This is a genomic window from Romboutsia sp. 1001713B170207_170306_H8, assembly GCF_015550495.1.
Lineage (GTDB): Bacteria > Bacillota > Clostridia > Peptostreptococcales > Peptostreptococcaceae > Romboutsia_E.
On the sequence record NZ_JADNAX010000002.1, the window covers coordinates 253,518 to 279,856 of the forward strand.

17 protein-coding genes and 1 riboswitch are annotated in these 26,339 nt (G+C 28.2%); of the genes, 1 reads left to right on the forward strand and 16 read right to left on the reverse strand.

The features are described from left to right. Nucleotides 1-24 precede the first annotated feature (24 nt). The 15 genes from I2A66_RS05865 to I2A66_RS05935 form a co-directional block, all read right to left on the reverse strand. Nucleotides 25-1,038, reverse strand: a complete 1,014-nt coding sequence (locus tag I2A66_RS05865; protein ID WP_122639097.1) for a LacI family DNA-binding transcriptional regulator — start codon at nt 1,036-1,038, stop codon at nt 25-27. 88 nt (nt 1,039-1,126) lie between these two features. Further along, complete coding sequence (locus I2A66_RS05870) at nt 1,127-3,100, reverse strand: alginate lyase family protein (protein WP_195251202.1); 1,974 nt, start codon at nt 3,098-3,100, stop codon at nt 1,127-1,129. Nucleotides 3,101-3,167: 67 nt separating this feature from the next. Then, nucleotides 3,168-4,181, reverse strand: coding sequence for a sugar kinase (locus I2A66_RS05875; RefSeq protein WP_147516212.1), 1,014 nt, complete (start codon nt 4,179-4,181; stop codon nt 3,168-3,170). A 21-nt stretch (nt 4,182-4,202) separates the two neighbouring features. Next, a complete protein-coding gene (locus I2A66_RS05880; protein WP_207734736.1) occupies nt 4,203-4,850 on the reverse strand; it encodes a bifunctional 2-keto-4-hydroxyglutarate aldolase/2-keto-3-deoxy-6-phosphogluconate aldolase in 648 nt (215 codons plus the stop codon). Next, on the reverse strand, nt 4,835-5,608 hold the full coding sequence (gene kduD / locus I2A66_RS05885; protein WP_147516211.1) for a 2-dehydro-3-deoxy-D-gluconate 5-dehydrogenase KduD: 774 nt from the start codon (nt 5,606-5,608) through the stop codon (nt 4,835-4,837). Before kduD ends, I2A66_RS05880 begins: the two co-directional genes overlap by 16 nt. Nucleotides 5,609-5,630: 22 nt before the next feature. Further along, nucleotides 5,631-6,053, reverse strand: a complete 423-nt coding sequence (locus tag I2A66_RS05890) for a PTS sugar transporter subunit IIA (RefSeq protein WP_122639092.1) — start codon at nt 6,051-6,053, stop codon at nt 5,631-5,633. A 92-nt stretch (nt 6,054-6,145) separates the two neighbouring features. After that, nucleotides 6,146-6,982, reverse strand: coding sequence for a PTS system mannose/fructose/sorbose family transporter subunit IID (locus I2A66_RS05895; RefSeq protein ID WP_243113326.1), 837 nt, complete (start codon nt 6,980-6,982; stop codon nt 6,146-6,148). Beyond that, entirely contained in the window at nt 6,972-7,760 is a 789-nt protein-coding gene (locus I2A66_RS05900; protein ID WP_122639091.1) for a PTS mannose/fructose/sorbose/N-acetylgalactosamine transporter subunit IIC, read from the reverse strand. The genes I2A66_RS05895 and I2A66_RS05900 overlap by 11 nt, the downstream gene beginning before the upstream one ends. A gap of 26 nt (nt 7,761-7,786) precedes the next feature. After that, a complete protein-coding gene (locus I2A66_RS05905) occupies nt 7,787-8,278 on the reverse strand; it encodes a PTS sugar transporter subunit IIB (protein WP_122639090.1) in 492 nt (163 codons plus the stop codon). A 23-nt stretch (nt 8,279-8,301) separates the two neighbouring features. Further along, entirely contained in the window at nt 8,302-9,525 is a 1,224-nt protein-coding gene (locus tag I2A66_RS05910) for a glycoside hydrolase family 88 protein (protein ID WP_147516210.1), read from the reverse strand. Nucleotides 9,526-9,543: 18 nt separating this feature from the next. Next, complete coding sequence (kduI, locus tag I2A66_RS05915; RefSeq protein ID WP_122639088.1) at nt 9,544-10,374, reverse strand: 5-dehydro-4-deoxy-D-glucuronate isomerase; 831 nt, start codon at nt 10,372-10,374, stop codon at nt 9,544-9,546. 273 nt (nt 10,375-10,647) lie between these two features. Then, entirely contained in the window at nt 10,648-14,466 is a 3,819-nt protein-coding gene (locus tag I2A66_RS05920) for a polysaccharide lyase family 8 super-sandwich domain-containing protein (RefSeq protein ID WP_195251203.1), read from the reverse strand. A gap of 404 nt (nt 14,467-14,870) precedes the next feature. Beyond that, nucleotides 14,871-16,145, reverse strand: a complete 1,275-nt coding sequence (locus I2A66_RS05925) for a conjugated bile salt MFS transporter (protein ID WP_122639086.1) — start codon at nt 16,143-16,145, stop codon at nt 14,871-14,873. 143 nt (nt 16,146-16,288) lie between these two features. Further along, a complete protein-coding gene (locus I2A66_RS05930) occupies nt 16,289-17,458 on the reverse strand; it encodes a PucR family transcriptional regulator (protein WP_147516208.1) in 1,170 nt (389 codons plus the stop codon). 350 nt (nt 17,459-17,808) lie between these two features. Then, nucleotides 17,809-24,207: an NPCBM/NEW2 domain-containing protein gene (locus I2A66_RS05935; RefSeq protein ID WP_195251205.1), complete on the reverse strand. Its 6,399-nt coding sequence runs from the start codon at nt 24,205-24,207 to the stop codon at nt 17,809-17,811. Between the two features lie 180 nt (nt 24,208-24,387). Continuing rightward, nucleotides 24,388-24,472: riboswitch (cyclic di-GMP riboswitch) on the reverse strand. Between the two features lie 135 nt (nt 24,473-24,607). Between I2A66_RS05935 and I2A66_RS05940 the strand changes: the two genes are divergently transcribed. Next, nucleotides 24,608-25,006 carry a DUF2871 domain-containing protein gene (locus I2A66_RS05940; protein WP_122639083.1) on the forward strand — a complete coding sequence of 133 codons (399 nt, stop codon included), beginning with the start codon at nt 24,608-24,610 and terminating at the stop codon, nt 25,004-25,006. Nucleotides 25,007-25,533: 527 nt separating this feature from the next. On the opposite strand, the gene I2A66_RS05945 is transcribed toward I2A66_RS05940, so the two are convergent. Next, entirely contained in the window at nt 25,534-26,238 is a 705-nt protein-coding gene (locus tag I2A66_RS05945) for a hypothetical protein (RefSeq protein ID WP_122639082.1), read from the reverse strand. Nucleotides 26,239-26,339: the final 101 nt, after the last annotated feature.

Genomic DNA, 26,339 nt, shown 5'->3' on the forward strand with positions numbered 1-26,339 from the left:
TATCTTGAATAAAAATACTGGGATTTAAGGTAAATCTGTTGACTCTTTCCAACTTATGCTACAGTCAAATATTACAGAATCTAAAACACTTTCTCTATTTTCTATCATATCTATAAGTAATTTTGTAGCATGTTTCCCTTCTTGATAAGTTGGCTGATCAATGGTTGTTACTGAAGGTGATGCATAAATTGTCCAATTCCAGTTATCAAATCCAATTATACCAACTTGATTTGGTACATCCCATCCTATATGTTTTGCAGCTCTAAATACTTTTTGTAGTACTTTACCATGTGCAGCAAATATTGCTACTTTTTTACTTATATTTATATACTTCATTAACTCTTTACTTAAATCTGTATAAGATAATTGACTTTCCACCTTAACTATATGGCTATTAACACCTATTGACTCTATAGCATCCACAAACCCGTTTTTTCTCTCTATTCTAGTAATAGCTGTATCTAAATCTTCAGATATAAATATAAACTCTTCATATCCTTTATTGTAAAGTTGATTTATAGCTTTAAAAGTAATATCATAATTATTAGTTTTTACGCACTTACCTTTAAAATTAGGACTGACACGATCTACACAAACTATTTTTTTCCCCATTCTCTCAATATATGTAACAAGTTTATCAAATTCAGCTGTAGGCTGTACTATAAATCCATCAACCCCCATATCTAGCATTCTTGCAACATATTTTTTTTCATTTATATATTCAAAATTACTATTTCCAACTATAATTTGATAACCTTCTTTTCGTGCTATATCATCTATTCCTTTTACTATATTATTACTAAATGGATTTGTTATATCTGCAATAATAACCCCTATTAAACGTGACTTTTTTGATTTTAGGCTCTGTGCCATTATGTTAGGACTATAATTGGTTTCTTCAATTACTTGCTCAATCCTTTTTCTGGTATCATCAGACATTTTCTCAAATCGCCCATTTAAATAGAAGGATACAGTTGTTTTTGATGTATTAGCTTTTAATGCTATATCTTTTATTGTTAATTTTTTCCGTTCACTCATCTATGTCTCCTCCTTTTAATTAGCTTCTTCTTACTATTATATCATATTTTATATATTGAGTAGAATAAAGGATAGGTATATAGTTTAATCAGTATTTTATTATTTCTTTTTTTATACCTTCATTATTCTTAGTTATAAGGACTACCTTACCATAAATATGGTATCCATCTACAATCAATAATTTCTTACCTTTAAATATTTCATTATGGCATATTGCAATTATATAAGTATTTTCTTTATTTATTATTTTTATAGCTTCAGCTTCATTATCCTCCAATATTCTACCGTTACAATTTTTAATAGGTATTTTTTCAATACTTATATTACTTTCTTTCTTTGAACTATTAATAACCGTAAGAATTGATGTGAATCCATCTCCTTTTAATGTAGTAATCAATTTATCCTGTAGCTCCATTTGATTATAGTGATATGATACTATTTTTTTCTCAATATATTTATCCAGTTTATTTATATGATGTAATGTTAATGCTCCATTATTTCCTTTACATATAGTTTTTTCATTTTTTAACTCTACATTTTTAGCAAACTGGAAAATTTGATTATATTTATGAGTACCTTCTCCATAAAATCTATCTACTAAAACCCATATGTCAGGTTTTATATATATTAATGATCTATTAGTAAAAATACCTTTACTTATATATCCTAAATGAGATCCTTCTAGGTAATCATATGAATCTTTACTTATAAATGGGTGCTTTATAGGTGTCGCTACTGAACTATATCCCCAAGATCCATTTATTTTTGTAAACTCATCATCATCAACAATAGTAGTGTTATGAGCTTTACAACTTTTTAAATATTCTCTTTCTTCATTTCCTTCTATGTAAGTATATCTACCTGGATCTATTAAGTAATCTTCTCCATTAGCAAATAAACTTATATGAAGTAAGTCTGCATGACCATGCCCACTACCTAAAGTTCCACAGTGAAAGTACATATAGTTATCATTTTCTGACCAACCAGATCTCATATAATAATTCCCACTATCTTCAAATCCATAAGATACATGTTCTGGACATTTAACATTTATATCTTTATATTTTTTTATAGAATCATATCCCAAACTCCAAATACTTTCAAAATCTATTTCTTCATATGCCCCAAATTTTAATATCCCATCTTCAAATAAATAAGCAGCTTTGCTTAACATATCTCTTAAGTCTGTATCATCACTATCACTTTGACATATTTGCCTGTGATTAGGCTTTTTCATATATAAATTTGCATATGCTAGCTTTTTAGTTTTTTCTAAAATAATATTTGGTATTTCTATATTGTTTCTTTTACATAGATTTATCGTATCTAAATAACAGTGAAGAACTTCATTTAAATACATAGGAGATTGTTCCCAATGCATTCCATCTTCCATAACTTGTAAATCTATTTGTTCTTCTAATCTTCTTAATGATTCCTGTACATATTTTTCACTAAGTTCTTTATCATTTAAAAATAATCCTATGACTAATAATCCATGACTTTCTAGAACTCCCCAGTTACTTAATTTCCTAGCATCACAATAATTATTATATAAATATTCTCCATGTTCCTTTAAAGATTCTACAAAAATTCTTGTTGTTTCTTCATTTATATACTCACTATTGGAAAAATATGAATATGCTTTAACCCAGTTTTCACCTCTTATGCCAGCTTCTATAGTTCTCCATGTGGTTTTTTCTGCTTCTCCTACTTGCCTAACATTTTTTATCCAATGTGTAAGCTGCCTTATAAAGGTTTTAGTGTATTTTTCATCTTTAGTTAATACATAAGCTTGGCCTAGTGTTATCCAATATCTATGTCTATTTAGCATGAATACCCATTCTTCATCATTATTTGGTGTTTTATCCCAAATAATATCTTTAGTGAAAGTGTATGGTACAAAGGTTCTTTCCATATCCCACTTCCATTCAAATTTAAATGTATTATTACTAACGTCATTAGCTATTCTTATGGTTTCTACAACTTCCTCTGAAAAGTTTTCTATACAATAATTACAAATATCTTCTACCTCTCTAGCATCTAAGTATAAGTTTATGTTCATATTGTCACTCCCATTAATTTTTTTACTTACATAAAAGAGTTGCTTACATGTTAAGCAACTCTTTTATCTATCGATTTACACTCCCTAGGTTTTTATTTTCTATTAAATCCAGTACATCTTTTTCAGTAGACATACTCACATCCCCAATTTGTGTTTGTTTTAGGACTGCTGTTGCAGTTGCAAATTCAATTATTTTTTCAGGAGTCTCATTTTTTATAAACCCTTTTATAACTCCTGCTGCAAAAGCATCTCCTCCACCAATTCTTGAGACCATACTAAATTCATACTTAGATGCCTTGTATATTTTCTTACCATCAAATAGTACTCCAGATAAAGTATGATAATTATATGCGTTACCACTTCGTAAAGTAGTTACTACATTTTTAACATTTAATTCTTCAGTCATATATTTAAATTGTTCTATTAAACTATCATTATTTACTGTATCTGTTGCTGCATCAAATACCTTAAAATTACTAGTATCTTTATTTAACCATCCAAAGCATATATAACTATCTTTAACTATTGGTTTTATAGTTTTTACAAAATCTTCATAACTACGCCAAAGGCTACTTCTATAATTTAAATCTACGCTAATTTTTATATTTCTTTTTTTAGCTTCATCTATAATTTTAGTTAATGTATTATTCAGTTCTTTGCTAAGAGCAAGACTTATTCCTGATATATGAATAAGTTCCACTTCATCTAGTAATTCACCTATATTTATATCTTCATATCTTAATTCATTTATTGAAGAATGCTTTCTATCATATATAACTTTAGCTTTCCTTGCAGATATACCTTCTTCATAGTAATAAAGTCCTAGTCTATCACCTTTTGATATTATATATTTGCAATCAACATCATTACCTCTTAAAAACGTCTGCACTAATTTTCCTAAATCATTGTCTGGTAAACACGTCATCATAATTGTATCTAAACCTAGATTGCTAAGCCCAACTGCTACGTTTGCTTCTGCACCTCCAAAACAAAAATCAAAACTGCTTGCATTGCAAATTTTTAAATTTGATGGAGGTGTTAGCCTTAACAAGATTTCCCCAATTGCCAAAACTTTTTTCATATATACCTCTTTTGTTCATTATTATCTACTTTTTATATCTTTTACTTTTTCTATATATTTTCTAGTTTCAACCTCTATAGCTTTAGAGTTTTCTAATTTCGTCAATGCACTTCCTATACTAACTACATTGCATCCATTTTCAAACCATTTGTCCATATTATCAAAACTTACCCCTCCAGATACCATTACTCCAATACCTCTTATAGGGGCTTTTATATCTTTGATTATTGAATACTTAAATGCTGAACCTGGAAATAGCTTTATCATATCAGCTCCATATTCTCTAGCTTCTACTATTTCTTTTATGGTAAAGCATCCTGGTATATAAGGAACTCCATATCTATTACAAAGTATTGCTGTTTCTCTATTAAAACTTGGACTTACAATAAACTTTGCTCCAGATAAAATTGCTATTCTTGCAGTTTGGGCATCAAGTACAGTCCCTGCACCTATAATTACATTATCCATTTTTTCTTTACTTAATATTGAAATAACATTATCTGCACCATCTATTGTAAATGTTACTTCTATTATATTGCATCCTCCATTTATAGCTGCTTTAGCAACTTCAATACCTTCTTCTTCTGTATCGCTTCTTAATACTAATACAAATGCTTCTTTTTCTATATTTAATAAAGTATTTATTTTATCCATTATCTTACTAACCATCCACCATCAACAGCTAATATATGTCCATTTATATAATCAGATGCTTTACTTGCAAGGAATACAACTGTTCCCATTAAATCGTCTACTTTACCCCATCTTTCACATGGTATTCTTGAAAGTATTTCTTTATTTCTATTTTCATCTGCTCTAATTGGTGCTGTGTTTGCAGTTTCTATGTATCCAGGAGCTATAGCATTTATTTGAACATTGTGTACTGCTAATTCATTTGCAAAAGCTTTAGTTAATCCTGCAACTCCATGTTTACTAGCAGTATATGGTGGTACAAACTTTCCACCTTGGAAAGATAGCATTGAAGCTATATTTATTATTTTACCGCTCTTTTGCTCAACCATTAATTTTGCTACTTTTTGTGATAAATGGTAAACTGCATTTAAGTTTATATCCATAACAGCTTGCCAATCTGATTCCTTATATTCTAATAAGGGAGCTCTTCTTATTGTCCCGGCATTATTAACTAATATATCTATTTTCGAATATTCCTTTAAACATGTTGATATTACTTCTTCTCTACATTCTGACTTAGTTAAATCACCTTTTACAAAAACTATTTTTCTTCCTATTCCTTCAACTATTTCCTTCACTTCTTTTATATTATCATCAAATGTTGTTACTAATAAATCTGCACCTGCTTTTGCTAGAGCTTCTGCATAAGCCATTCCTAAACCAGTGTTTCCTCCAGTAACTATTGCCACTTTACCATCTAAATTAAAAAAATCTAAAGAAAATTTATTTTCCATTTTCTATCCCCTCCTCTTATTTTTATATCTCTTGTGTTACTAAATCTTTTCTAGATATTATTGAAGTCATCTCTTGAATATTGTTTACAGCTGTATTTATTATATTTTCAAGTTTATCTTCTGAATTTAATACTAACGTATTCATAACTACTTCAAGAATACATCCTACTGAAACTCCACCTATTACAAATTGGTTTTCTGACTCTTCATTTAACAATATTTCTCTTGATGCAATTTGAAATGGTGCTCCACCAGTCATATCTGCAAAAATAATTAAATCTTTATTGTTTGCTACATACTCTTGAACCATCATTGTGTACTCATTATGTGTTAATTCTTCATTTAAATTTATTGCCTCTATATTATTGCTTACACCAGTTAATAACTTTATTGATGATTTCATCCCTGTTGCGTATTCCCCATGTCCAACTATTAATATTTTCATATTCTCCACCTCATACTGTACTAAGTATAAAGACAATGATTTAAAAGTACTTAAATCATTGTCTTTATCTATTTATCTTTTAATTTATTAAACTATACAAGTATTCCTAATACTGACCCTAGTATACCTAATACTAATGTTAATCCTATTAACTTATATGTAGTCCATTTTTTCTTTTTTATTAAATAGAAAACAAAGATTGTAAAAAGACCTGGTAATAATGCTGGTGCTATCTTATCAAGCATTTCTTGTACAGATACTATCTTTTCTCCACCATCAGGCATAGATGCTACATATTGAATTCCTACATTTAACTTAACAAATGATACTGCTAATCCTGATATAACTGTAACACCTATCATACTAGCTATAGATGATATCTGAGCCATTTTTTCACTTAATGTATCTATTATGCTTGTTCCTAATTTATATCCATATAAACCTGTAGCTAATTTTATAGCTAATAATATTATGTTCATCCCTAAGAAGAATAATAGTGGTCCAGCTACTAGCCCATCTTGTGCTAAACTTGCTCCTATTGTTGCTAAAAGCGGTGCTAAACAAAATTGTGCTAATGAATCTCCAATCCCTGCTAATGGTCCCATCAATGCTAATTTAATAGATCTAGCATCTTCTGGCTTATTACCATTATCCAGCATTACTAAATGCATACTTGTTATAAATGGTAAGAAATGCATATTTGAATTAAAAAACTCAACATTTGAACTTAAAGCTTCTTGGAATCCTTCTTCATCATCTTTATATATCTTTTTTAATGCAGGGTATAATATATTTGCATATCCTAATCCTTGATAATTTCCATAGTTAAATCCATTTTGAAGGAAATATGCTCTTAATGAAGTTTTTATATAATCCTTCTTAGTTAAAGCTGTTTTAGAATCCGTTCTAGACATTGTATTAGATACCATCTTCAAACACTACCTCCCCATCATTATCGTTTGAATCATTATTGTTACCTTTTATGAAATATACCAATAAAGCTAATGCTGTTCCTACAAATGCAACCCCCATTACTGGTAATTGTAAATATCCTATACATATATATCCGATTAAAACAAATGGTAATAATTCTATCTTTGCCATAACAGATAGTATCATTGCAAATCCTATTGCTGGTAACATTACACCTGCAACACTAAATCCATTTATAAGCCATTGTGGTATATATGATATAGCAGTTTCTAATCCACTAGTACTCATAGCACCAACAAATCCTATAATAAATCCAACTAATACAAATACCCAAAATGTAGCATTAGCACCTATTTTAAATTTAGTGTAATTTCTTTCTTTTATACCATTAATTGCATATTGGCTAAGGCCTGCTGTGGCTGTATATGTAGCTGTAATCAAAAATTGAAATGCAACTGCAAATGGGAATGATAATGCTAATGCTGAGGCAGGATCTACTCCTTGACCTTTCATTGTAATTGCCATTAATGTCCCTATGATACCAGGGCCCATTGGATTAGGAGGAACAGTTCCTCCTGCACCAACACCGAATCCCATAAATGCTAATTCACCTATAGCTCCCATAGTTAAAGCAGTTGGTATATCACCAAGTATAATACCTACTCCTAGAGATAGAACTAAACAGCGTGCTGAATATATTCCTAATAACATCCCTGCTAAGCAGAATCCCGTCCATAGTCCGATAAGAATACCTTGAGTTAAAGTAATTTCCATTTATTTCACCCCTATTTAATTTTAAATTATAGATATTTAGTTATATCAACTTCAAGTGCGCCATGATTTCCTGAAGGAGTAGCTTTAGTATTAAATTTCATATTATGTTTTTTATATAATTCTCTTAAAGCAGCTTTATCATCTTCACCTAAGAATATAGAGCGTGTAACTGGTTCTTTACCTGGTGCATTATGTATATTTCCTATATTTATTTCATTTACTGGAACTCCACCATCTATAAGTTTTAATGCATCTTCTGGTGTCTTTACTACTAAGAATATTTTTTGTTTAGGTGATGCTTTATGTATTAATTCACAAGTTTTTTCTATTGAGAAAAATCTCATAGCTATTGATTTTGGCACAACTGTCTTCATTAATGTTTGTTGTATTGGATCATTACTTGCTTCATCATTAGCTACTATTACAGTATTAACGCCTAAAGCATTTAACCACATTTGCCCTTGACCATGTATTAATCTCTCATCAATTCTCATCATTTCAATATTTACATTACTCATTTTTACACTCCCCTTAATCTAATTTACCAATATAGTTCCCAATCTTTATAAAATCTTATTAACGCTTCTAGGTAGAAATAATCTCCCCATATATTTCCTTCATCTACACCTTTTCCTGAATGCCAAGAGTAAACACCGTGATATAAAATCGGTTTACCTTGTGCAACTTCTTCACTTGTATAATTTTTAATTAAAGATCTAAGTATATTATGCATTGCGTACTTGTATACCTCTTTATCTTCATCTACCTCTGGTAAATACTTATTCATCTCATGCATTCCGCAAACTGCTATAGCTGCTGCAGATGAGTCTTTTGAATGACCATCTCCATCCTTAAATATTAAATCCCAATAACATACATTATCTTCAGGCAATCTATTTAAGAAGTAATTAGTCATTCCCTTATAAAGATTAAAACAACTTTCATTCTTAGTATACTTATAATTTAAAGGTATTCCATATACTCCCCATGCTTGACCTCTAGCCCATGATGAATCATCATTATACCCTTGTCTAGTCACACCTTTTAGTGGCATTCCATTTTCATTATTCATATAGAAAGTGTGATATGCTGATGCATCGTCTCTTATTACATTGTTACAAGATGTTACAAAGTGAGTGTTAGCGATTTTCCTATATTTATTATCTCCTGTAGTTTCACTAGCCCAATATAAAAGTGGTATATTAAGCAAACAGTCAATTATAAATCTATAGTTGTCTTTATGACCTAATTCTCCCCAAGCTTGAATAAATCCACCAACCTCTTGATATCTAGATATCAATTTATCGGCTGCTTTTATTGCTGCTACTTTCGCATCCAATGAACCTGTTACCTTATATCCACTTATACAAGATAATGAATAAAGAAATCCTAAATCATGATGATCTATTTCAATGTTTTTTTCTACTCTGTTCTTAAATGATGCTACATTTTTCTCAGCTAATTCTTTATATTTATTATCATTTGTATATTCATAAGCTAGCCATAAAAGCCCTGTCCAGAAACCATCTGTCCACTCTATATTTTCTATTATCTCATATTTATTTTCTTTAGTAGCTGATGATGGAAATTTTTCTTTAAAATATTCCATATTAGCATCTATTTGACTTATTGCAGCTTCTATTGCCTTTTTAACTTCAGATTTAGTCAGAAGTTTACTCTCTAAAAATTCTAAAGACTTATTGATGTTCTCAACTTCAATTTTCTTTATTTCTTTTGATTTACATAAACTTGCCTCAACTATCATATTTTCCCCCTATTTTATTTATCTTAATGTATCCATAGATATATGGTCCATATCATCAAAAGTTTGATTTTCCCCACACATTCCCCATATAAATGTATAGTTGCTTGTTCCTACTCCTGAATGTATTGACCAGCTTGGAGAAATTATAGCTTGTTCATTTTTAACTATTAAGTGTCTTGTCTCTGTAGGTTCTCCCATTAAGTGGATTACTCTTGTATCCTCTTCCATATCGAAGTAAAAATAAACTTCCATTCTTCTTTCATGAGTATGACATGGCATCGTATTCCATGCACTTCCTGGTTCTAATATAGTAAGTCCCATTAATAATTGACAACTTTCGCAAACATTTGGATGTACATATTGATATATTGTTCTTTTATTTAATGTTGAATTATCCCCTAGTTTAACTGGATTTGCTTTTTCTATTTCTATTTTAACTGTTTTATATTCTTTATGTGCAGGTACTGAATTTATATAAAACTTCGCTGGATTTTCTTTATTTGATGATTTAAATATAATATCCTTGTTTCCTTTTCCTATATATAAACCATCTTTATTATTTAGTTTAAATTCTTCCCCATCTATTAAAACTATACCTTCTCCTCCAACATTTATAACGCCCATTTCTCTTCTTTCTAAGAAGTAGTCAACACCCATAGACTTGCCTGCTTCTAATTTTAAACTTTCACTAACTGGTTTTATTCCTCCAAATATTATTCTATCTACATGGCTATAAGTAAGCTCCATTTTATCATCAATAAAAATTTCTTCTACCATGTAATGTTCTCTTAATTGGTTTGTATCATATTTTTTTGAATCATTTGGATGATTTGCATATCGATTATTCATAATTTCCCCCTTATTATACATTTCTAATTTATAAAACCGTTTTACTAAACCGTTTTACCTATTTGTTTAATTTAATTGTAAAACGTTATCCTAATATTGTCAATAATTTTTTAACAATTTTTATAATATATTTTAATATCAATTAAAAATCTAGAGTAACTTCAATGTTCTACCTGTTATTATTTAAGTAAAAAAATACCCTATAGTCCAAATATTTTAACAAAAATCTACTCTATAAGATATTTTTTAGTATTAATATGACTTTAATATTTATTATAATTCTACATCTTCGCTTATATCAGATTTATTCCCATACTTATCTACAGCTCGTACATTAAATATATGCTTTTGATTTGATATTTTTAACTTTATTTTTTCATTCTTTACTTTGTCAACTAATTCCCCATCTAAGTAAACTTCATAATATTTTGCATCTTTTTTATCATTAGGATTATCCCAAGCTAAACTCACACTTTTTGAAGATTTCTTTGTAATACGTACATTTTCAGGCGCATTTAATGAATTAGTTTCTTTTATGCTAAATTCTGCATTTATTGTAGATCCATTTGCACCATTAACATTAACTTCTAATATAAGCTTATCTGATAAATCTATTACTTCTATCCTATCATCTTTGCTTATTAAATCTCCTACTTTTTTATCCAGTTCAATTCTTATTTTTCCTTCATTTTTCATAGTAGGATCTGATACTCCAATCTTAATCACACCGCTATCTTCTCTTACTATAACTGATGACTGTTTATCTGAGTATATAAAATCTACACTTTGATTATCATCCCAGAAATTAGCTGCTGTAATATTTAATTCTTTCTCTTTTACTGCATGGACACTTTCAGTATTAGATAATATCTCTATATTTGGCTTTTCATTATATTCTTTTACTTCATCTAATGATTTATTTGGTAATAAAACATAAGAATACTTTTCATTATTTGGATTTACACCATGATTAATCCACATAGTTAAATAATTATTTTTGACTATTTTATCAGATTCAGTCCCATTTATATCTCTCCAATTTCCAGTTCGATTTTCTCTTAATATATTTATGTTAGCTTTGTTAGGGAAGTAATATCCTATATCAGTGTTTTCTTTTTCTCCTTTTATATGTGCCCAACTTGCACCTTCTTTTTTCTCTAAATTCCCTAGTTCTTTTATTGATATATCTCCATCTACTGTAAATGTTTCTGTTCCTTCATTTGATAATACTCTGTTCTCAATTATAGTTTCAATAGTTCTATCTTTTGTACTATCTATATCTGAGCCTAATGCAACAATCTCATCATCAAACATAAACCAAGATTTTTTAGCCGTTAAATCCATTTTATAAGCTTCATTTTTTTCTTTTTCAGTATTCTTATCTAAATACATACCAGATACTCCATACTTACCTTCAATAACACTTCCACCTACCCAACTCTGGTTACTACTTACTTTGCTACCATTTGCTCCATCATAAAGTTTAAGCGTATCTACAGTTGTACCCGGTAATCTATTTGAATTTACTGTAGCCCAAAATCCCCTAGAATACTGTGTTGTATCACCATTATATAAATAAGTCATACCATCCGATGTATGATATCCCTTTAGATTTTCTTGATTCATGGCTTCATACATATATGTTCTGTCTGAATATGCACTTATTCCAAAGGAATACTCTGAATTTCTATGTACAACTCTATCCATCATTGCAAAATTATAATGTCCTTGTAATGGCCCGCTAGATTCTACACTATCATCATTTAAAATATCTATAAGCATTGCTCTATATTCTAAATCCTTAGTATTATTTACTATATTTGTATCTTTATTAGACTCAACCCAATATTTTACTACACCCTTTAATCTACTTGACTCCTTACTTGTTGCGGATGGTATAAAATACTTCACTATACTTTTTACAACTTTCTCTCCATTTTGTATATCCTGCCAATTTGATCTAGAGATTGATCTACCATTAACCATATCCATTACTACCCCTTTATACATTAACGGTTCAAAAGAGTCTTTTATTACATCATAAAGCATATTAACATTTTCCTGTGGAATAGACCACTCAGTTTTATCTAATAAGTAATTTAACTTACCTACCCCTTCTAAGAAAATCGCTCCATAAGTTCCTGTGTATGGTATAGCATCATGTTGTATTAATGACCCATCTTTATATATACCATTTGTTTTAGAATTAGTTACATATTTAAGTTCTGGTAATAAATCATTACTAGATTCTTTTACCTTATTATCATTCTTAATTAGTAATCCTGTATATAATACTACTTGACACATATCTACTCTATTTGCTCCTGAGCTTATTGTAGGTGTGGGACTATTCATATCCCTTGCATTAGGAGCATAATAAGATATCTTTTCAGCATAATTTTTAAATTGTTCTTCTGTAAGATAATCTTTTAATATTATTAATGTATCTGTAAGTTTTTGTGGTGCACCGATTTGCCAATCCCACCAATTTCCAAATGGAACTTTATCTCCGCTTGCATTATATTTATTTTCTATTAACCAATCTAAGCCATACACTATATCTTTTAGTAAATCACTATTTCCTTTTAATTCGGATCCTTCTAGTAAATATGCTTTTGACATTTCTCTCAATCTTTCAAAACTTTTTGTAATATGATTTGAGTTTGTAGATGCATTTGAAGTATTTCCACTTAAATCATCCCATATATATTTTTTAGACTTATCTTTATACATTTTATTCCAATATGCTTTAGCAGCATCAACTATATCATTAATAACATCTTGGTCTACTTTATTATTTTCTGGAGATATTAAATCATTTGGTATATGTGAATCATATATTTTATTTAAAACTAAATCATATTTATCTTCTTCATTTTCTTTTACATTTAATTCAAATGATCCTAATTCTCCTCCTGATGAATTTATAGCTTTAACCGTTGTAGTACCTATACCTATGCCCCTAACTATACCATTTTCTATAGTAGCTATATTCTCATTTTCTACTACCAATGAATATTCTTCATTTGAATATTGTGGATATGTTTTTGCTTTAACTACATAATGTTTATTATTTTCTATTTCTATTTTATCACTTTCAAACTCTATTTTTTCTATTTCAATAGTTCCTTTAACTTCTATTTTACATTCTGCTTTAAATTGTGGATATTTTTCTATTGTAGCTGTTATTTTTGCACTTCCTGCTTTATTAGCCTTTATCAGTCCATTTTCATCTACCTTTGCAACACTTTGATCGCTACTTGTCCACACAACATTTTGTTTATTTGCTTGTAGTGGCTCTATAGTATAATCTAATTTTTTACTATTTCCTGGAGTTATTTCTATACTACTTTCATTTAAACTTATACTAATCGGCTCTTTTTCTAGTTCTTCTAAGGTAAAATCATCTAAATATACATTTCCAGATACAACATTTTTTAATCCTTCATCAATTTGAACTACAATTCTTAATCTTTCTGCCTTTTCATTAGCTGTAATAGTTCCACTTAAGTTAGTCCACTCATTTGCATCACTTATTGTGTCTATATTATTACGTTCTAGTACGTTATTTTTACTATCTAATTGTTCTACTTTTATTAAAATAGGTGCCATATTACTTTCAGATACTAAGTTTTCTGTTTTTATCCATGTACTTAATTTATAATCTCTCCCACTTTCTATCTTAGGAGATGAACCAGTTACAGTTTTAAAAAAACCAATCGAATTATTTAGTACCAATTTAACTGCATTTTTACCATCTTTAACATCATTTACAATTTCACCCTTTGGTGCATTACCATTGCCATATGATGAAACCTCCCAATATTTAGGTTTAACCTTATCTTTCCATAGTGATATATCATTTCCTGTTCCTATTTTATCCTCAAAACTTCCATTAAAATCTATTAAATTGTTATTTAGTATTGATGCATAGTCTTTACTTATAACTGAAGTATTCTCTAGACTTACTACTTTATTTGCTATTAATTGATTTGCATGCGATATGACTGGTGATAATACTGTAAAGCTATTTGCTACTAATATAGTAGCTAAACTTTTATATAATCCCCTATCTGACCCTTTTTTATTCATTCGTATGTCCCCCTCTTTTTCAAAATACTTTCATTGAATATAGAATTTTTATAATTTTACAGCTTAATAATTAATTTTATAAACACTGATATATAATATAAAATACCATTTAAGTAGGTTTTATTTTAACTATTAAACCGTTTTACTTATCATTCATCTAAATTGTAAAACGTTATCCTAATATTGTCAATAATTTTTATATTCCTAAAACTTCCTTAAATTCATCTATATACTGTATATATAAGGCTTATATGTATACTGATTCATAAACTATATAAAATTTACAATAGCTATACTATTTAATTTAATAGAATGATATATTAAAAATACTAAATAATATATAAAAAAACTGCCTCAAATAAAATATGAGACAGTTTTTTATATACTATTTAATATTTATATAATTACATATTAGCTTCTATTTGTGCATTTTGATCTTTTACTTTCTTTATTGAAGTAAGTAATAAAGCATATCCAACAAATATACATGCAAGCATTAATATCCATGCAGTATTAAATCCAAAATTATCAACTACCATACCAAATAATGTAGATCCAAATGCAAATCCAAGTGCAAATAATAAACTTATAGTTCCTAGAATTACACTAGACTCTTTTTTACCAAATACATCTGTAGCCATAAATGCTGGAGCAGACATGTATGAATAAACATTAAGTCCGTATGCTATTGAAAAGAAAAATGCTAACCCATGTATTTTGGCTGAAACTAATAATGCAATTACAGCAACAGATTCAAGTATCATAGATATGGTCATTGTTTTTAATGTACCTATTTTATCAAATAAAGCTCCACCTACAACATTTCCTATTAAACAGAATAAAGCAAATACTGAACCTAAAGTACCAACCAGTGTTGCACTTAATCCTAATTCTCCTGTAAAATATGTTGCATATTGTGTACTTAATGCTGATATAGAAATTGCTATTATTGCATATCCAACAGAGAATAACCAGAAATATTTATTTTGTCTAGCTGCTTTAGCTCCAAGACCTTCAAACCCTTTAGTTTCATTTTCTTCTATAACATTATTATCTACAACTTCTACCTCACCTACTTTAGGTAATCTTATAAATAAAAGTACTATTGGTAAACTACATGCTAATGCTACTATACCAAAGAAGATATAACTATAAGTTGCCCCTTTTGATGATAACATTTGAGAAGTTATTTGTTGTAAAAATACATTACCTATAGATCCACCAGAAAATGCTATCCCTAAAGCTTTACCTCTACCTTCTTTAGGGAACCAATTATTTATTACATATGGAACCCCAAGACCTGAGAATAATACACATCCAACTTGTTGTATAGCTGAGAATGCATAAAATTGAGCTAGATTATTAGAAAAACCAAATCCTATAAATCCAACTGCTGATAATGTCGATCCTACTAAAAATAGAATTTTTATATTTACTTTTCCAAATAGTTTCCCTAAAAATGGAGAAAATGCTGCTGAAGCTATAGCTCCAAAAGTAAATATAAGTGAAAACCCTGCTAAAGAGAATCCAAATTGTTTAATTACATAAGGTATAAATAATGGTTGAATATTTTGTGCTATACCAAATGGAATAGCTTGCATAAACATACATATGAATACCATGAAAAATTTCTTTTTATTACTTATATTTTTATTATTTATAAGTGCTTGACTGCTCATGAAGAACCTCCTTGTATATTTTTTTAACATCATTTATAATGCCACTATTTAAGATTGTCTTCAATGTTACTTTACACAGTAAAGTTTATGCACTTAAACAATTGTAATTTTTTTCAATTTAATATAAGTTTAATATTTTATAACTATAATAAGTATCGTATCATTAAAGATAAATATATTTTACTTTTATCACCTATATCATCTAAATTTAAATCTAAAATTTCTTCTATTTTATTTATTTTATAATTTACAGTATTTCTATGTAAATATAAGCTTTTAGCTGTTTCATTTATCTTACAATTATTTTCAAAATAACTTATTAACAATTCTACATAGTCAGTATTATTGACTTTATCATATACTTCTAAATCTCCTATCGTTTCATCATGAAATTCTTTTATTATGTCTTTATTATCCATACCTAATAAAAGTCTATAAATTGCAACTTCACTATATCGTATATGTACATTATTATTTCTAATTAACCTATTTATTTTAGCTACATTCTTAGCTTCTTCATATCCTCTATATAAATTTTTTAAATTATTCGTATGCTTTCCTATTCCAACATAAAACTTTAACATTTTATAATCTTTATCCATCAATACATACAGTTTTTTTAATATCTTATCTACTTCTAAATCAGTCTTATTGTAAAATACTATAATTACAGATTTCCCAACATTAACAGTAAAATAGTTATTTCTTATATAGCTTAATTTATCTTCTATATATGACTTTACTCTTTCTGCATGATTGGGAATATTCTTTATAGTATCATCATTAGCTTCTAACTCTATTATTGATACAATATAATCCCAGTCACATTTAAATCCAACTTTTTCCAAAGTTTGTATATATAACTCCTCATGAGTTGGTAGAAATATAGCATCTTTAATTGCATTTGAAATTTCTGCATAAGTCCTTTCTGATTCTAGTATTGTTATAGTCAAATCCCTCATAACGTCAGGAATTCTTATATTCCAAGGCATAACAAATAAAGGATAGTTATTTTCATTACAATAATCAATAACTTCTTTACTTATTTCCTTAATATATTTACCTGTATTTACAACTATTCCACTAGCATTTTGATTTTTTGTTATTTTTATTATATTTAATAATGTTGTATCATTATTTATACTTACTCCTGTCGTAAATACAATCTCTTCTCCCTGAAGAAAACTTGCTATTTCCTCACTTTCGACTATATGTGTCCATCTTACCTTATTATTTAGGCCCCTTTCCCCTGCTATTAACTTCACGTCATGTTTTTTAATATCTTTATATAAATATTCTATTGAAATTGACATAACCTAGCTCCTTTATGATAGTTCAAATTGTGTATTAGTAATCACAAATCATTATACAGCTTTTTTTTAAATGTGTATGTCTTTATCTAAAATTCAAGTATATCCAAGGAATATATTATTTTTGTAATTAAGTATTTTTAACTACCTCTTTGTATGATACAGTTTATTTACGCTTATTATATGCATTTGATGAATTAAATTATCATCAGTTGTACTAGTAATTAAAATAAAAATACTACCTACTTAAAATTAGCCTTATTATTTTAACTACATATTTATAAAATAAGTATACGTAAATATAAAAAGAGAGGATGCCTCATTTCTTAAAGCACTCTCTCTTATATAAAAATTTATTTAATTGTAGCTATATTCATTAATATACCACTTATTTCATCATCTTCATATGAAACATGAACTCCATATATTCCTCTTTCTAAACTAGAAACATCTAAGCTAATTTCTGCAGCATTATTGACAGCTTCTTCTTTTAACACATTACCATTACGGTCTACTAATACAACTTTTGTAGCTACATTCTTTCCTGCTCTGTTGTAAGCTTCTGTATTAACTGTAACACTTCCATCAACTACACTTAATTCACCAACTGACACAAATTGATTTTTAAAATTAGCTTTTTCTAAATTCTTTAACTTTGCTAATGGTCTAAGATCTTTAATCTCATTATACTCTGATTCTATACTTACTAAATTATTAGCATATTGTAAACCTTCTAAGTTAGTAACACCACTTAAACTTAATTCCGTCAAGCTTCTCATATCACCAACAGTAAATCCTTCAGACTTACCTAAAGCATTAGATAAAAATTTAGCTAAATACTTATCTGGTATATTTACAACCTCATCTAAGTTTATTTCTGTTAATTCTTTAATAGATTCTTTTAGTTCTGATGATACATTATCTACATCCTCTTGACTTGCACTATTATCTTCTAAAACTCGCTCTGCTTTAACTAAAACTATTTGCATTGCATTAAAAGATTCTTCTAAATAATTATCTTCATTTAAATTTTTAGCATCATTTACTAAATTAGTTAATTCAGTTTTATCTACTCTTGATGTATTTACAAAGTGTAATTTAGCGTCACCAAAAGTTGCATGGTCTGAACCATTTCCATTACCGCCATCTTTAACTACTAACTTTAATTCTTTAGCATCTGCTAAATTTACTTCTATATATTTTTGCTTATCTTTAGCTCTGATTATGCCACTATCATAAGCTAACTTACCATCAACATATATTTCAAACTGTACTTGTCCTACGGAATTATACATTGCTCTATCTACACCTATATAAGTACTAAATATGTCTGCATTTTTATCAGTTAAGTCATATATAACTGTACTTGTTGAATGCATTCCTAGACCTTTCTCATACTCAACTGCTTCGTTATTTTCACCTGTAAGTGTTAACTTTCTACCACTTATAGCTACATCTTTTTTAGCTTGTGTATAGTTATTAGATTGACTTTTCCAATTATAATCACTTAGATAAGTGAAATCATCCATATTAACTACTTTTATATTTCTAGTAGCTACTGTAATATTTCCATCTGAATCTTCTACTGTATATGTTATAGGATATATACCTACTCTATTCGTGTTAACTTTATCTTGTCCACTTATCTTAACGTTTTTAGTTAAGTTTCCGTCTTCTTTATCCGTGGCTTCAATATTGCCTATTACATTCTCTAAAGTATCTCCTACTTTTATTGATTGAGATTCATCTATATTTATCACTGGTTTAGAGTTATTTCCTATTAACTTAGGTTCAACTATTATGCCATGATCATTAGCATCACTATCGCCTGCTATACTCACTTCTATTCTAAGTTCCTTAACATCTGATATATTTAATTTAATATGCTCTAAATCATCAGTATATCTCTTTATGTCCGTTTTTGCTAAAACTTTTCCATCACCTATTATCTTAAAGTCTAAAGTTGTTCTACTGTCTGCTTTACTAGAGTCTGTACCCAGTTTAATATCTAAAGTATCATAATTATGTTCACCTAAGTTATATACTACATAACCATTTGCATGAAGTCCTATACCTTTTTGGAATTTTTTAGATATTCCATTTACTCTACCATATATATCCTTATTGAATTTAGGAGATCCCCAACCAACCTTAACATCTTCGTGTTTTAAATCAGTTAAGTAAGTAAAATCACTTACTACTGTTACTGTAGTAGTGTCAGTTAAAGTAGCACCATCTTGAGTTATTTTATAAGTTACTTCATATTCACCTTTTCTAGATGTATCCACATTATGCTCTACCGTTATATTATTAAGTTTGTTACCTTCGTAATCAAAGGCTTCTACATAATCTAGAGCATTAAAATCTTTATTAAGTTCTATAACTATATCCTTTTGAACATCTAACTTAGGTTGATGTGATTTAACAGTTACACCTTCTGCAACATTTAAGTCATTACTAAAAGCAACAACTTCATAATTATGATTAGTTCCTATATTAGCTTCTTTATCTACATAAGTTTCTGTATTAGTAAATCCTATTAATTTTCCATCTCTATATATTTCATACCCTAAAAGACTTTTATTATTTTCTTTATCTAGCTCCATAGTTAAAGTTATATTTTCTTTATTTATTTTTGTATGTAATTTTAAGTCAAAGTCTTCATTAAATGTTTCACCATCTTTTAAGTATTTGTTATCATTCATATACCATATTTTTCCAGCTAGCTTTGGATATTGCTTCATATGTTCTTCTGTTTCTTTAGTTACACTAAAACCATGTCTAGCGAAATGTTCAGTTAAATCCATTTGCATTACATTAGATGCAGCAACTGCCCAAGCTTGATGTTTATTATCCCAGTTGCCTCCACCTAATGAAGGATTCTCTCTAAACTCCTGTTGTAATCTAGGCCAGAATGTTTCATCATATAACTGTAATTGCCATAATGGAGCTATATGCTGTAAATTAGTATAATCATTTTCTGGATACCAAATATTCTCTGAATAATCTGCCTTGGTTACTTTAGGGAATATGTTATTTTTGTATTTATTTTGTTGTGTAAATCTACTTACCTTCCCTTCTAATACTTCAAAGTGTAACGGTAGCATATTGTTAGTAACTTCTACTACACTCATTTTTGCAGTATCCATGTTATGTCCTAATTCGTGCATTAATCCCCAACCAGTGTTATATCCTAAAACTGCTCCTTGTTCATTTTGGTTGTAACCTGTTATACCATTTCCTGCATTCATAAATCCACCGTTATCTAACCACTTTAACATAGATACATATCTATAATTATAGTCAGAGTTTACTTCATTAGAACCATCAAATCCCCAGAATTTCATTGATTCCGCTAATATTTCATCTACTTTATTTGCAGTATAACTAGGAAGTAAATTATTCTTTTTATACCAATCTAGGGCATATGTAGCTCTAGTATTTACTAAGTTCTTTTTACTAAATACTTCAAATACATCTGGCAATGTAGGATCTTCTTTTAACTTATCAGTATATTTTTCTAGTTCTTTCATTATAACTTCATCATCATCTTGTCCTAATACAAAAGCAGGATATTCGAAAGCACCTTCTATTTTTATCTTAGGATTCCTTATTTGTTGATCTTTTGTATAAGGATTAACAGTGTATAATACACCGGCTTTGGCTACATTTGGTCTTAACTCATTAGAATCAAGTTCCGGTATTGTTATAACATTCTTACCAGGAGATAAGTTTAAATTAACATTACCATTATGTTGAGAATCCATTTGCTTAAACACTAATCTTGGAGTAGGTGTTCCTGGTTCTGAATCTACATAAACAGTTATTTGTTGACCTGATTTAACAGCTAAACCTGTTGGTTGCCAGTCTTGGAAATTCCACATTTGTCTTTTTTGAGATTCTTTTATAGAGTCCCCTCTAGATTCTAATTCGTACACATATTCTTTAGCTTGTTCAGGATTTTTAACTATCTCTTTAGCTCTTTTTATATATTCCATCAATTCTTCTTTTAATGAATGTGTACTAACTTCTCTCTCTAAACTTTCTATTTCTTCTATTGTGTCATAGTCATCAACTAATTCATTCATTAAATCATTTATAAACATGTTATAAACTTTATCTGCTATGGAATCTTCTTTTAAGAAAATTAATTCATTTAAAGTAGCCCAGTTTTGATCTCCTTTAGTTACTTTTATTCTTAATCTTTGGAATTTAGTAGGCTCAAATTTTGCTTCAACTAAACCAGTAGTTTTATCTGATTTTGCAGTAGATACTAATTTAAAGTTATCTCCTTTAGTTGTAGTAGAAGCATAAATTTCAAATTCCTCTAAAAAACCTTTTCTGTCAGATTTTCTCGCACCATAAACTAATTTATCTATAGTTATTGGATTTATAAACTCTACAGTAACTTCATTTTTCCAATCTTCTTTATTAGACGTATTAGTTTCCCAATATGTATCTAAATCACCATCTATTGCATTATCTATTTTCATAGTAGACCATTGTCCACCGTTGTTAGATATTTTCTTTATGTTTTCTCTCTTTATAGCGTACTGTTCCATATACTCTTTGTTGTTATAATGGTTGAACTTTTTAGTTTTACTTACAGTTGCTTCAATTTCACCTTGTTCAACTAAGGCTTTAGCATTTTCTATATCTTCTCTAAAGTCTTCGTAGAATGGATGTACTTTAACTTCATCTTCTAATCTATTTAAAGCTTCTATATTAGCAAATTCTTCACTTACTTTGCTCATAGTTTCATCTATAAATAAGTTATCCATTTTATCTATAATTGGATCTTGTTTGTATAAACCGAACTCATAAGCTAGTGCAAAATTTTCATAAGCTTTAGTATATAAAAATTTAACTCTTCTAGCTTCTGTTGGATTAAACTTTATAGAAACTGAATCATTTGTTCTACTTGATCTACCACTTGTAACCTTCTCGAAAGTTTCACCTTCTAAAGTTTTAGATACATATATGTCAAATTCTTCTGCAAATCCTCTAGCTCTAGGTGAAGTGTAAACTATCTTATCTATAGTTTCTAGTTGATCTAATGTCATTGTAACTTCATTAATGTGGTTTTCATTATTTGTTTTACTTGAATGCCAAGAAGTTTCAATATTACCATCTATTGCTCTTGCTATTACTTCATTAGAATAGTGACCTCCGTTAGTAGTTATATTTACTATACGACTATTATCTATTTTATAAGCTTTGTCATACTCTGCTAACTCTGGTGAACCAAAGGCTTTAAATTTTGATACTCTTGCATCTACATATGTAACCTTCTTATTTTCAAGTATTAATCTAGCATCATTTATACCTTCTTTATATAAATTATATAAAGGATGTTGTTCTAATTCCTTAGCAAAATTTTCTAGTTTATCTATAGAATTAAACTCACTACTAATTTCATTTTTCTTGTCATTTGTAAATAATGTAGAGTACTTTTCACTTAATTCATCTTTCTTGTATAATCTAATTTCTGAAGCAAAGGCTCTACCAGTGTTACATTCATTAAATACTAATTTAACCCTTTTAGCTTTAGTAGGAGCAAACTTAAATTCAACCATATCACTTGTTACCTTAGCTTCTCCAGTTGCTATTGTCTGGAATGTTTCTCCTTTAGATGTTTCTGAAACTTGTATTTCAAATTTTGTAGGGAACCCCTTATTATTTGAACTTCTTGCTTTATAAGCTAATCTATCTATAATTTGCGCTTCATCTAAAGTTAGTGTTATTTCATTTGTAAAATCCATGCTATTGCTTTTGTTAGTTTCCCAATGTGTATTAGGATCTCCATCAAACATATATTCATATTTAGTTCCTGGATATATTCCCCCATTAGCTTCTACTTTTGTTATTTTACTTGTTGGTATCATAAATTTTTCATTATAATCATCTTGATATTCTGTACCATATGCAGTTAATTTAGATACTTTAGCTAAAGTACTTTCTAATTTTTCACCTTCTAATATGGTTATAGCATTATATATATCTTCCTTGAAGTTTGTATAGAATGGATGATTTTTAGCTTCTTTCTCTAAAGATTTAAGAGATTCTAAATTAGTAAACTCTGGATTAACTTCATTCATATCGTCATTTGTAAAAATGTTTTCCATTTTATCTAAAATTTTATCTTCTTTATAAAACCAAAACTCAGAAGCACTTGCCCAACCATCATGAGCATCAGAGAATATAAATTTAACTTTCTTAGCTTCTACTGTATCAAATTTAAATTCAACCATGTCTCCGGTTACCCTATTACTTGCAACTTCACCTACTAACGTATATTCTGATTCATCAGAATCTGTAACTAATATTTGTGCAACCTTCGGATATCCCTTAGGTCTTGCTCCATCTTGTCTAGTAGCATAAGCTAATCGGTTTATTTTTTCAATGTTTTCAAATTCAAATTCTACCTCATTTTTAAAGTCAGCTTTATTTTCTCTTCCTGTTTCCCAGTGAGTTTCTAGTTTACCATCTATAGCATTAGTTATAATACTTTGATTGTACTTACCCCCATTGTTCGTTATAGATTTTATATTTACCTTGTAAGAATCATTATATCTAGCGAAGTTTTCATAATTCTTTATTTTGAAAGTCTCCACCGTCATATTTTTGTTTACTTCTTTTTCTATACTTGTTGCCTTGTTTCTTACAATCTCATCTGCAAAAACATTAATTGTAGGCGTAGTATTTGTAGCTATTATAGATATAGCTAATATTGATGCTAATTTCTTTTTCATTTCTCCCTCCTGATTAATCGCCCTCAGAAGTACATTAAATTTACATATTTTAAATTGTAATAAAAAAAGTTGCTCAAAAAGAGCAACTTAATACAGACTTATTATAATTTAATATTTTTCATGCAAACACATGCTGTAATATTAACTATTAAATCTTAAAACAAAAAGTATAATGTACTCTTTGGCAACTGGCTGACATAGTTTAAAAACCTTAGTCCCTATAGCTTTGCGTCCCTACGTTTCCATAAGTTTGCCTATTAAATTTAAAAAGAATTTTATCATATCAGACATTTTATGTCAATTCTTTCCTTTTTTATTTTTTATATCTATAAATATATGATTAGTTTAAGTTAAAATTTTTTAGGTATAAATATTATTATTCAATATTTGGAGGTATGACATGCAAAAATATTTTAAAATATCAACATTTTATTTAATATTAGGATTAGCTTTAGGAGTATTTTATAGAGAATATACAAAAATAAATAACTTCACCGGAATAACTACCCTAAGCACGACACATACTCATGTTTTAATGCTTGGATTTATATTCTTTATAATTGTATTGTTATTAGAAAAAAACTTTAATATATCAAGTATAAAAAGTTTTAAATCATGGCTTATAACATATAATATCGGTTTTATTTATTTTATTGCTACATTAGTATTTCGAGGTATATTACAAGTTAACAATAGTGATTTTGCTATGTTTAATCATATTTCAGGACTTGGTCATACTATTTTAGGTGTATCTTTATGTTGGTTTTCTGTAATAGTTAATAAGGCTCTTAAACATTAATGTATAAGCATTTAAAATTTAATATGAAAATAAAGTTATGCATCCTCATCTCAATTACTAGTAATTAAAATTATTTTTACAACTTACTAATTTAAATAATCACCATTTATTAGATAGATAATTGTTTACAAATAAAAAAAGACTGTACCGATACAGTCTTTTTTGGAGGTTTAAATTTATATGTCAAATCTTAAATGTCGTTTTATTAAGTCATTTCCTATTGAATTTAATCGAACTTTGTCATTTCTCGCTGAATACTTATACAATTTAACATATTAATTTCACATTGTATATATTAAAATCATATTTTTATATAAAAATATATTTTTACTTGTTTTATTCATCTTATTTATATTTTCTTCTGATTCATATCTTTTTTATTTTCACTCATATTTATCCACATTTCATTAGTTTCCTATGCAACCTTTCATAGATAATTTTAAAGTCTCAGTTGTAAGTATAACTTTTATATCAATAGTAGGAACTAATTACGATAATAACATCCACAATTAAATATGTAATTAAAATTAATAACTATATATCTCATATTCTGTTTTTTTAATTTCTTTTATATATATTTTTCTTTCTAATTCTAATAATTTTTTTATATTACTTCCTATATTTGACTTAACATCTTTATTTAAATATCTGTCTAAAAATAATATATTATTAATACCGTCATTTTCGCAAACATTTTCCATACAATTATAATTATTGAAATACTTTACATATAAATCTTCGCCTACAGCATTATCAATAGACCTTATAGTACCAAATTTTTGTAAATTATCTAAAGCCTTATATCTTATATAAGCAGTTTCAAAATCTATGCTTATTAAAGAATTTATAAAGTACTTATTAATCCTATTTAGTAAATCAATCTCAACAACTAAAAGGTTTAACTGGTTATTGGGACATAAGTTAAATTTATATATTTCTTTTTCTGAATCTAAGTTATAATTTTCTCTAATTCCTACTAATCTTAGAATCTTCTCACTATAAACACTTCCCATTCCTTTACACCCACAATTATTATCAAACCAATATTCATTAGAAGCCTCATCAAACAAAATCAAATTATAATAATTTTTATTATTATCTATTACATCATAATAGTCATGTTCTTCATTACTAAAAGCCTTAAAAGCTGTTATCTTTTTCATTTTACTTAATATAGTCTTTGCATACTCATAAGATTTGTAATATCCATTCTTTCCCGACTTATATATCAATATCCCCACCCCTAATTATATATTAGTTTCTATAATACTTATTATTATCCTCTAAAAAAAAGAAGCTACTCTCTATTTTTAAGTAGCTCCTTTTAGTTAAG

What these genes read in the sequence shown, in the direction of transcription:
- I2A66_RS05935 (WP_195251205.1), bottom strand. Translation starts at nt 24,207, where the DNA reads ATGAAAAAGAAATTAGCATCAATATTAGCTATATCTATAATAGCTACA.
- I2A66_RS05900 (WP_122639091.1), bottom strand. Translation starts at nt 7,760, where the DNA reads ATGGAAATTACTTTAACTCAAGGTATTCTTATCGGACTATGGACGGGA.
- I2A66_RS05875 (WP_147516212.1), bottom strand. Translation starts at nt 4,181, where the DNA reads ATGAAAAAAGTTTTGGCAATTGGGGAAATCTTGTTAAGGCTAACACCT.
- I2A66_RS05910 (WP_147516210.1), bottom strand. Translation starts at nt 9,525, where the DNA reads ATGATAGTTGAGGCAAGTTTATGTAAATCAAAAGAAATAAAGAAAATT.
- kduD (WP_147516211.1), bottom strand. Translation starts at nt 5,608, where the DNA reads ATGGAAAATAAATTTTCTTTAGATTTTTTTAATTTAGATGGTAAAGTG.
- I2A66_RS05940 (WP_122639083.1), top strand. Translation starts at nt 24,608, where the DNA reads ATGCAAAAATATTTTAAAATATCAACATTTTATTTAATATTAGGATTA.
- I2A66_RS05920 (WP_195251203.1), bottom strand. Translation starts at nt 14,466, where the DNA reads ATGAATAAAAAAGGGTCAGATAGGGGATTATATAAAAGTTTAGCTACT.
- I2A66_RS05880 (WP_207734736.1), bottom strand. Translation starts at nt 4,850, where the DNA reads ATGGTTAGTAAGATAATGGATAAAATAAATACTTTATTAAATATAGAA.
- I2A66_RS05905 (WP_122639090.1), bottom strand. Translation starts at nt 8,278, where the DNA reads ATGAGTAATGTAAATATTGAAATGATGAGAATTGATGAGAGATTAATA.
- I2A66_RS05930 (WP_147516208.1), bottom strand. Translation starts at nt 17,458, where the DNA reads ATGTCAATTTCAATAGAATATTTATATAAAGATATTAAAAAACATGAC.
- I2A66_RS05925 (WP_122639086.1), bottom strand. Translation starts at nt 16,145, where the DNA reads ATGAGCAGTCAAGCACTTATAAATAATAAAAATATAAGTAATAAAAAG.
- I2A66_RS05870 (WP_195251202.1), bottom strand. Translation starts at nt 3,100, where the DNA reads ATGAACATAAACTTATACTTAGATGCTAGAGAGGTAGAAGATATTTGT.
- I2A66_RS05865 (WP_122639097.1), bottom strand. Translation starts at nt 1,038, where the DNA reads ATGAGTGAACGGAAAAAATTAACAATAAAAGATATAGCATTAAAAGCT.
- I2A66_RS05890 (WP_122639092.1), bottom strand. Translation starts at nt 6,053, where the DNA reads ATGAAAATATTAATAGTTGGACATGGGGAATACGCAACAGGGATGAAA.
- I2A66_RS05895 (WP_243113326.1), bottom strand. Translation starts at nt 6,982, where the DNA reads ATGGTATCTAATACAATGTCTAGAACGGATTCTAAAACAGCTTTAACT.
- kduI (WP_122639088.1), bottom strand. Translation starts at nt 10,374, where the DNA reads ATGAATAATCGATATGCAAATCATCCAAATGATTCAAAAAAATATGAT.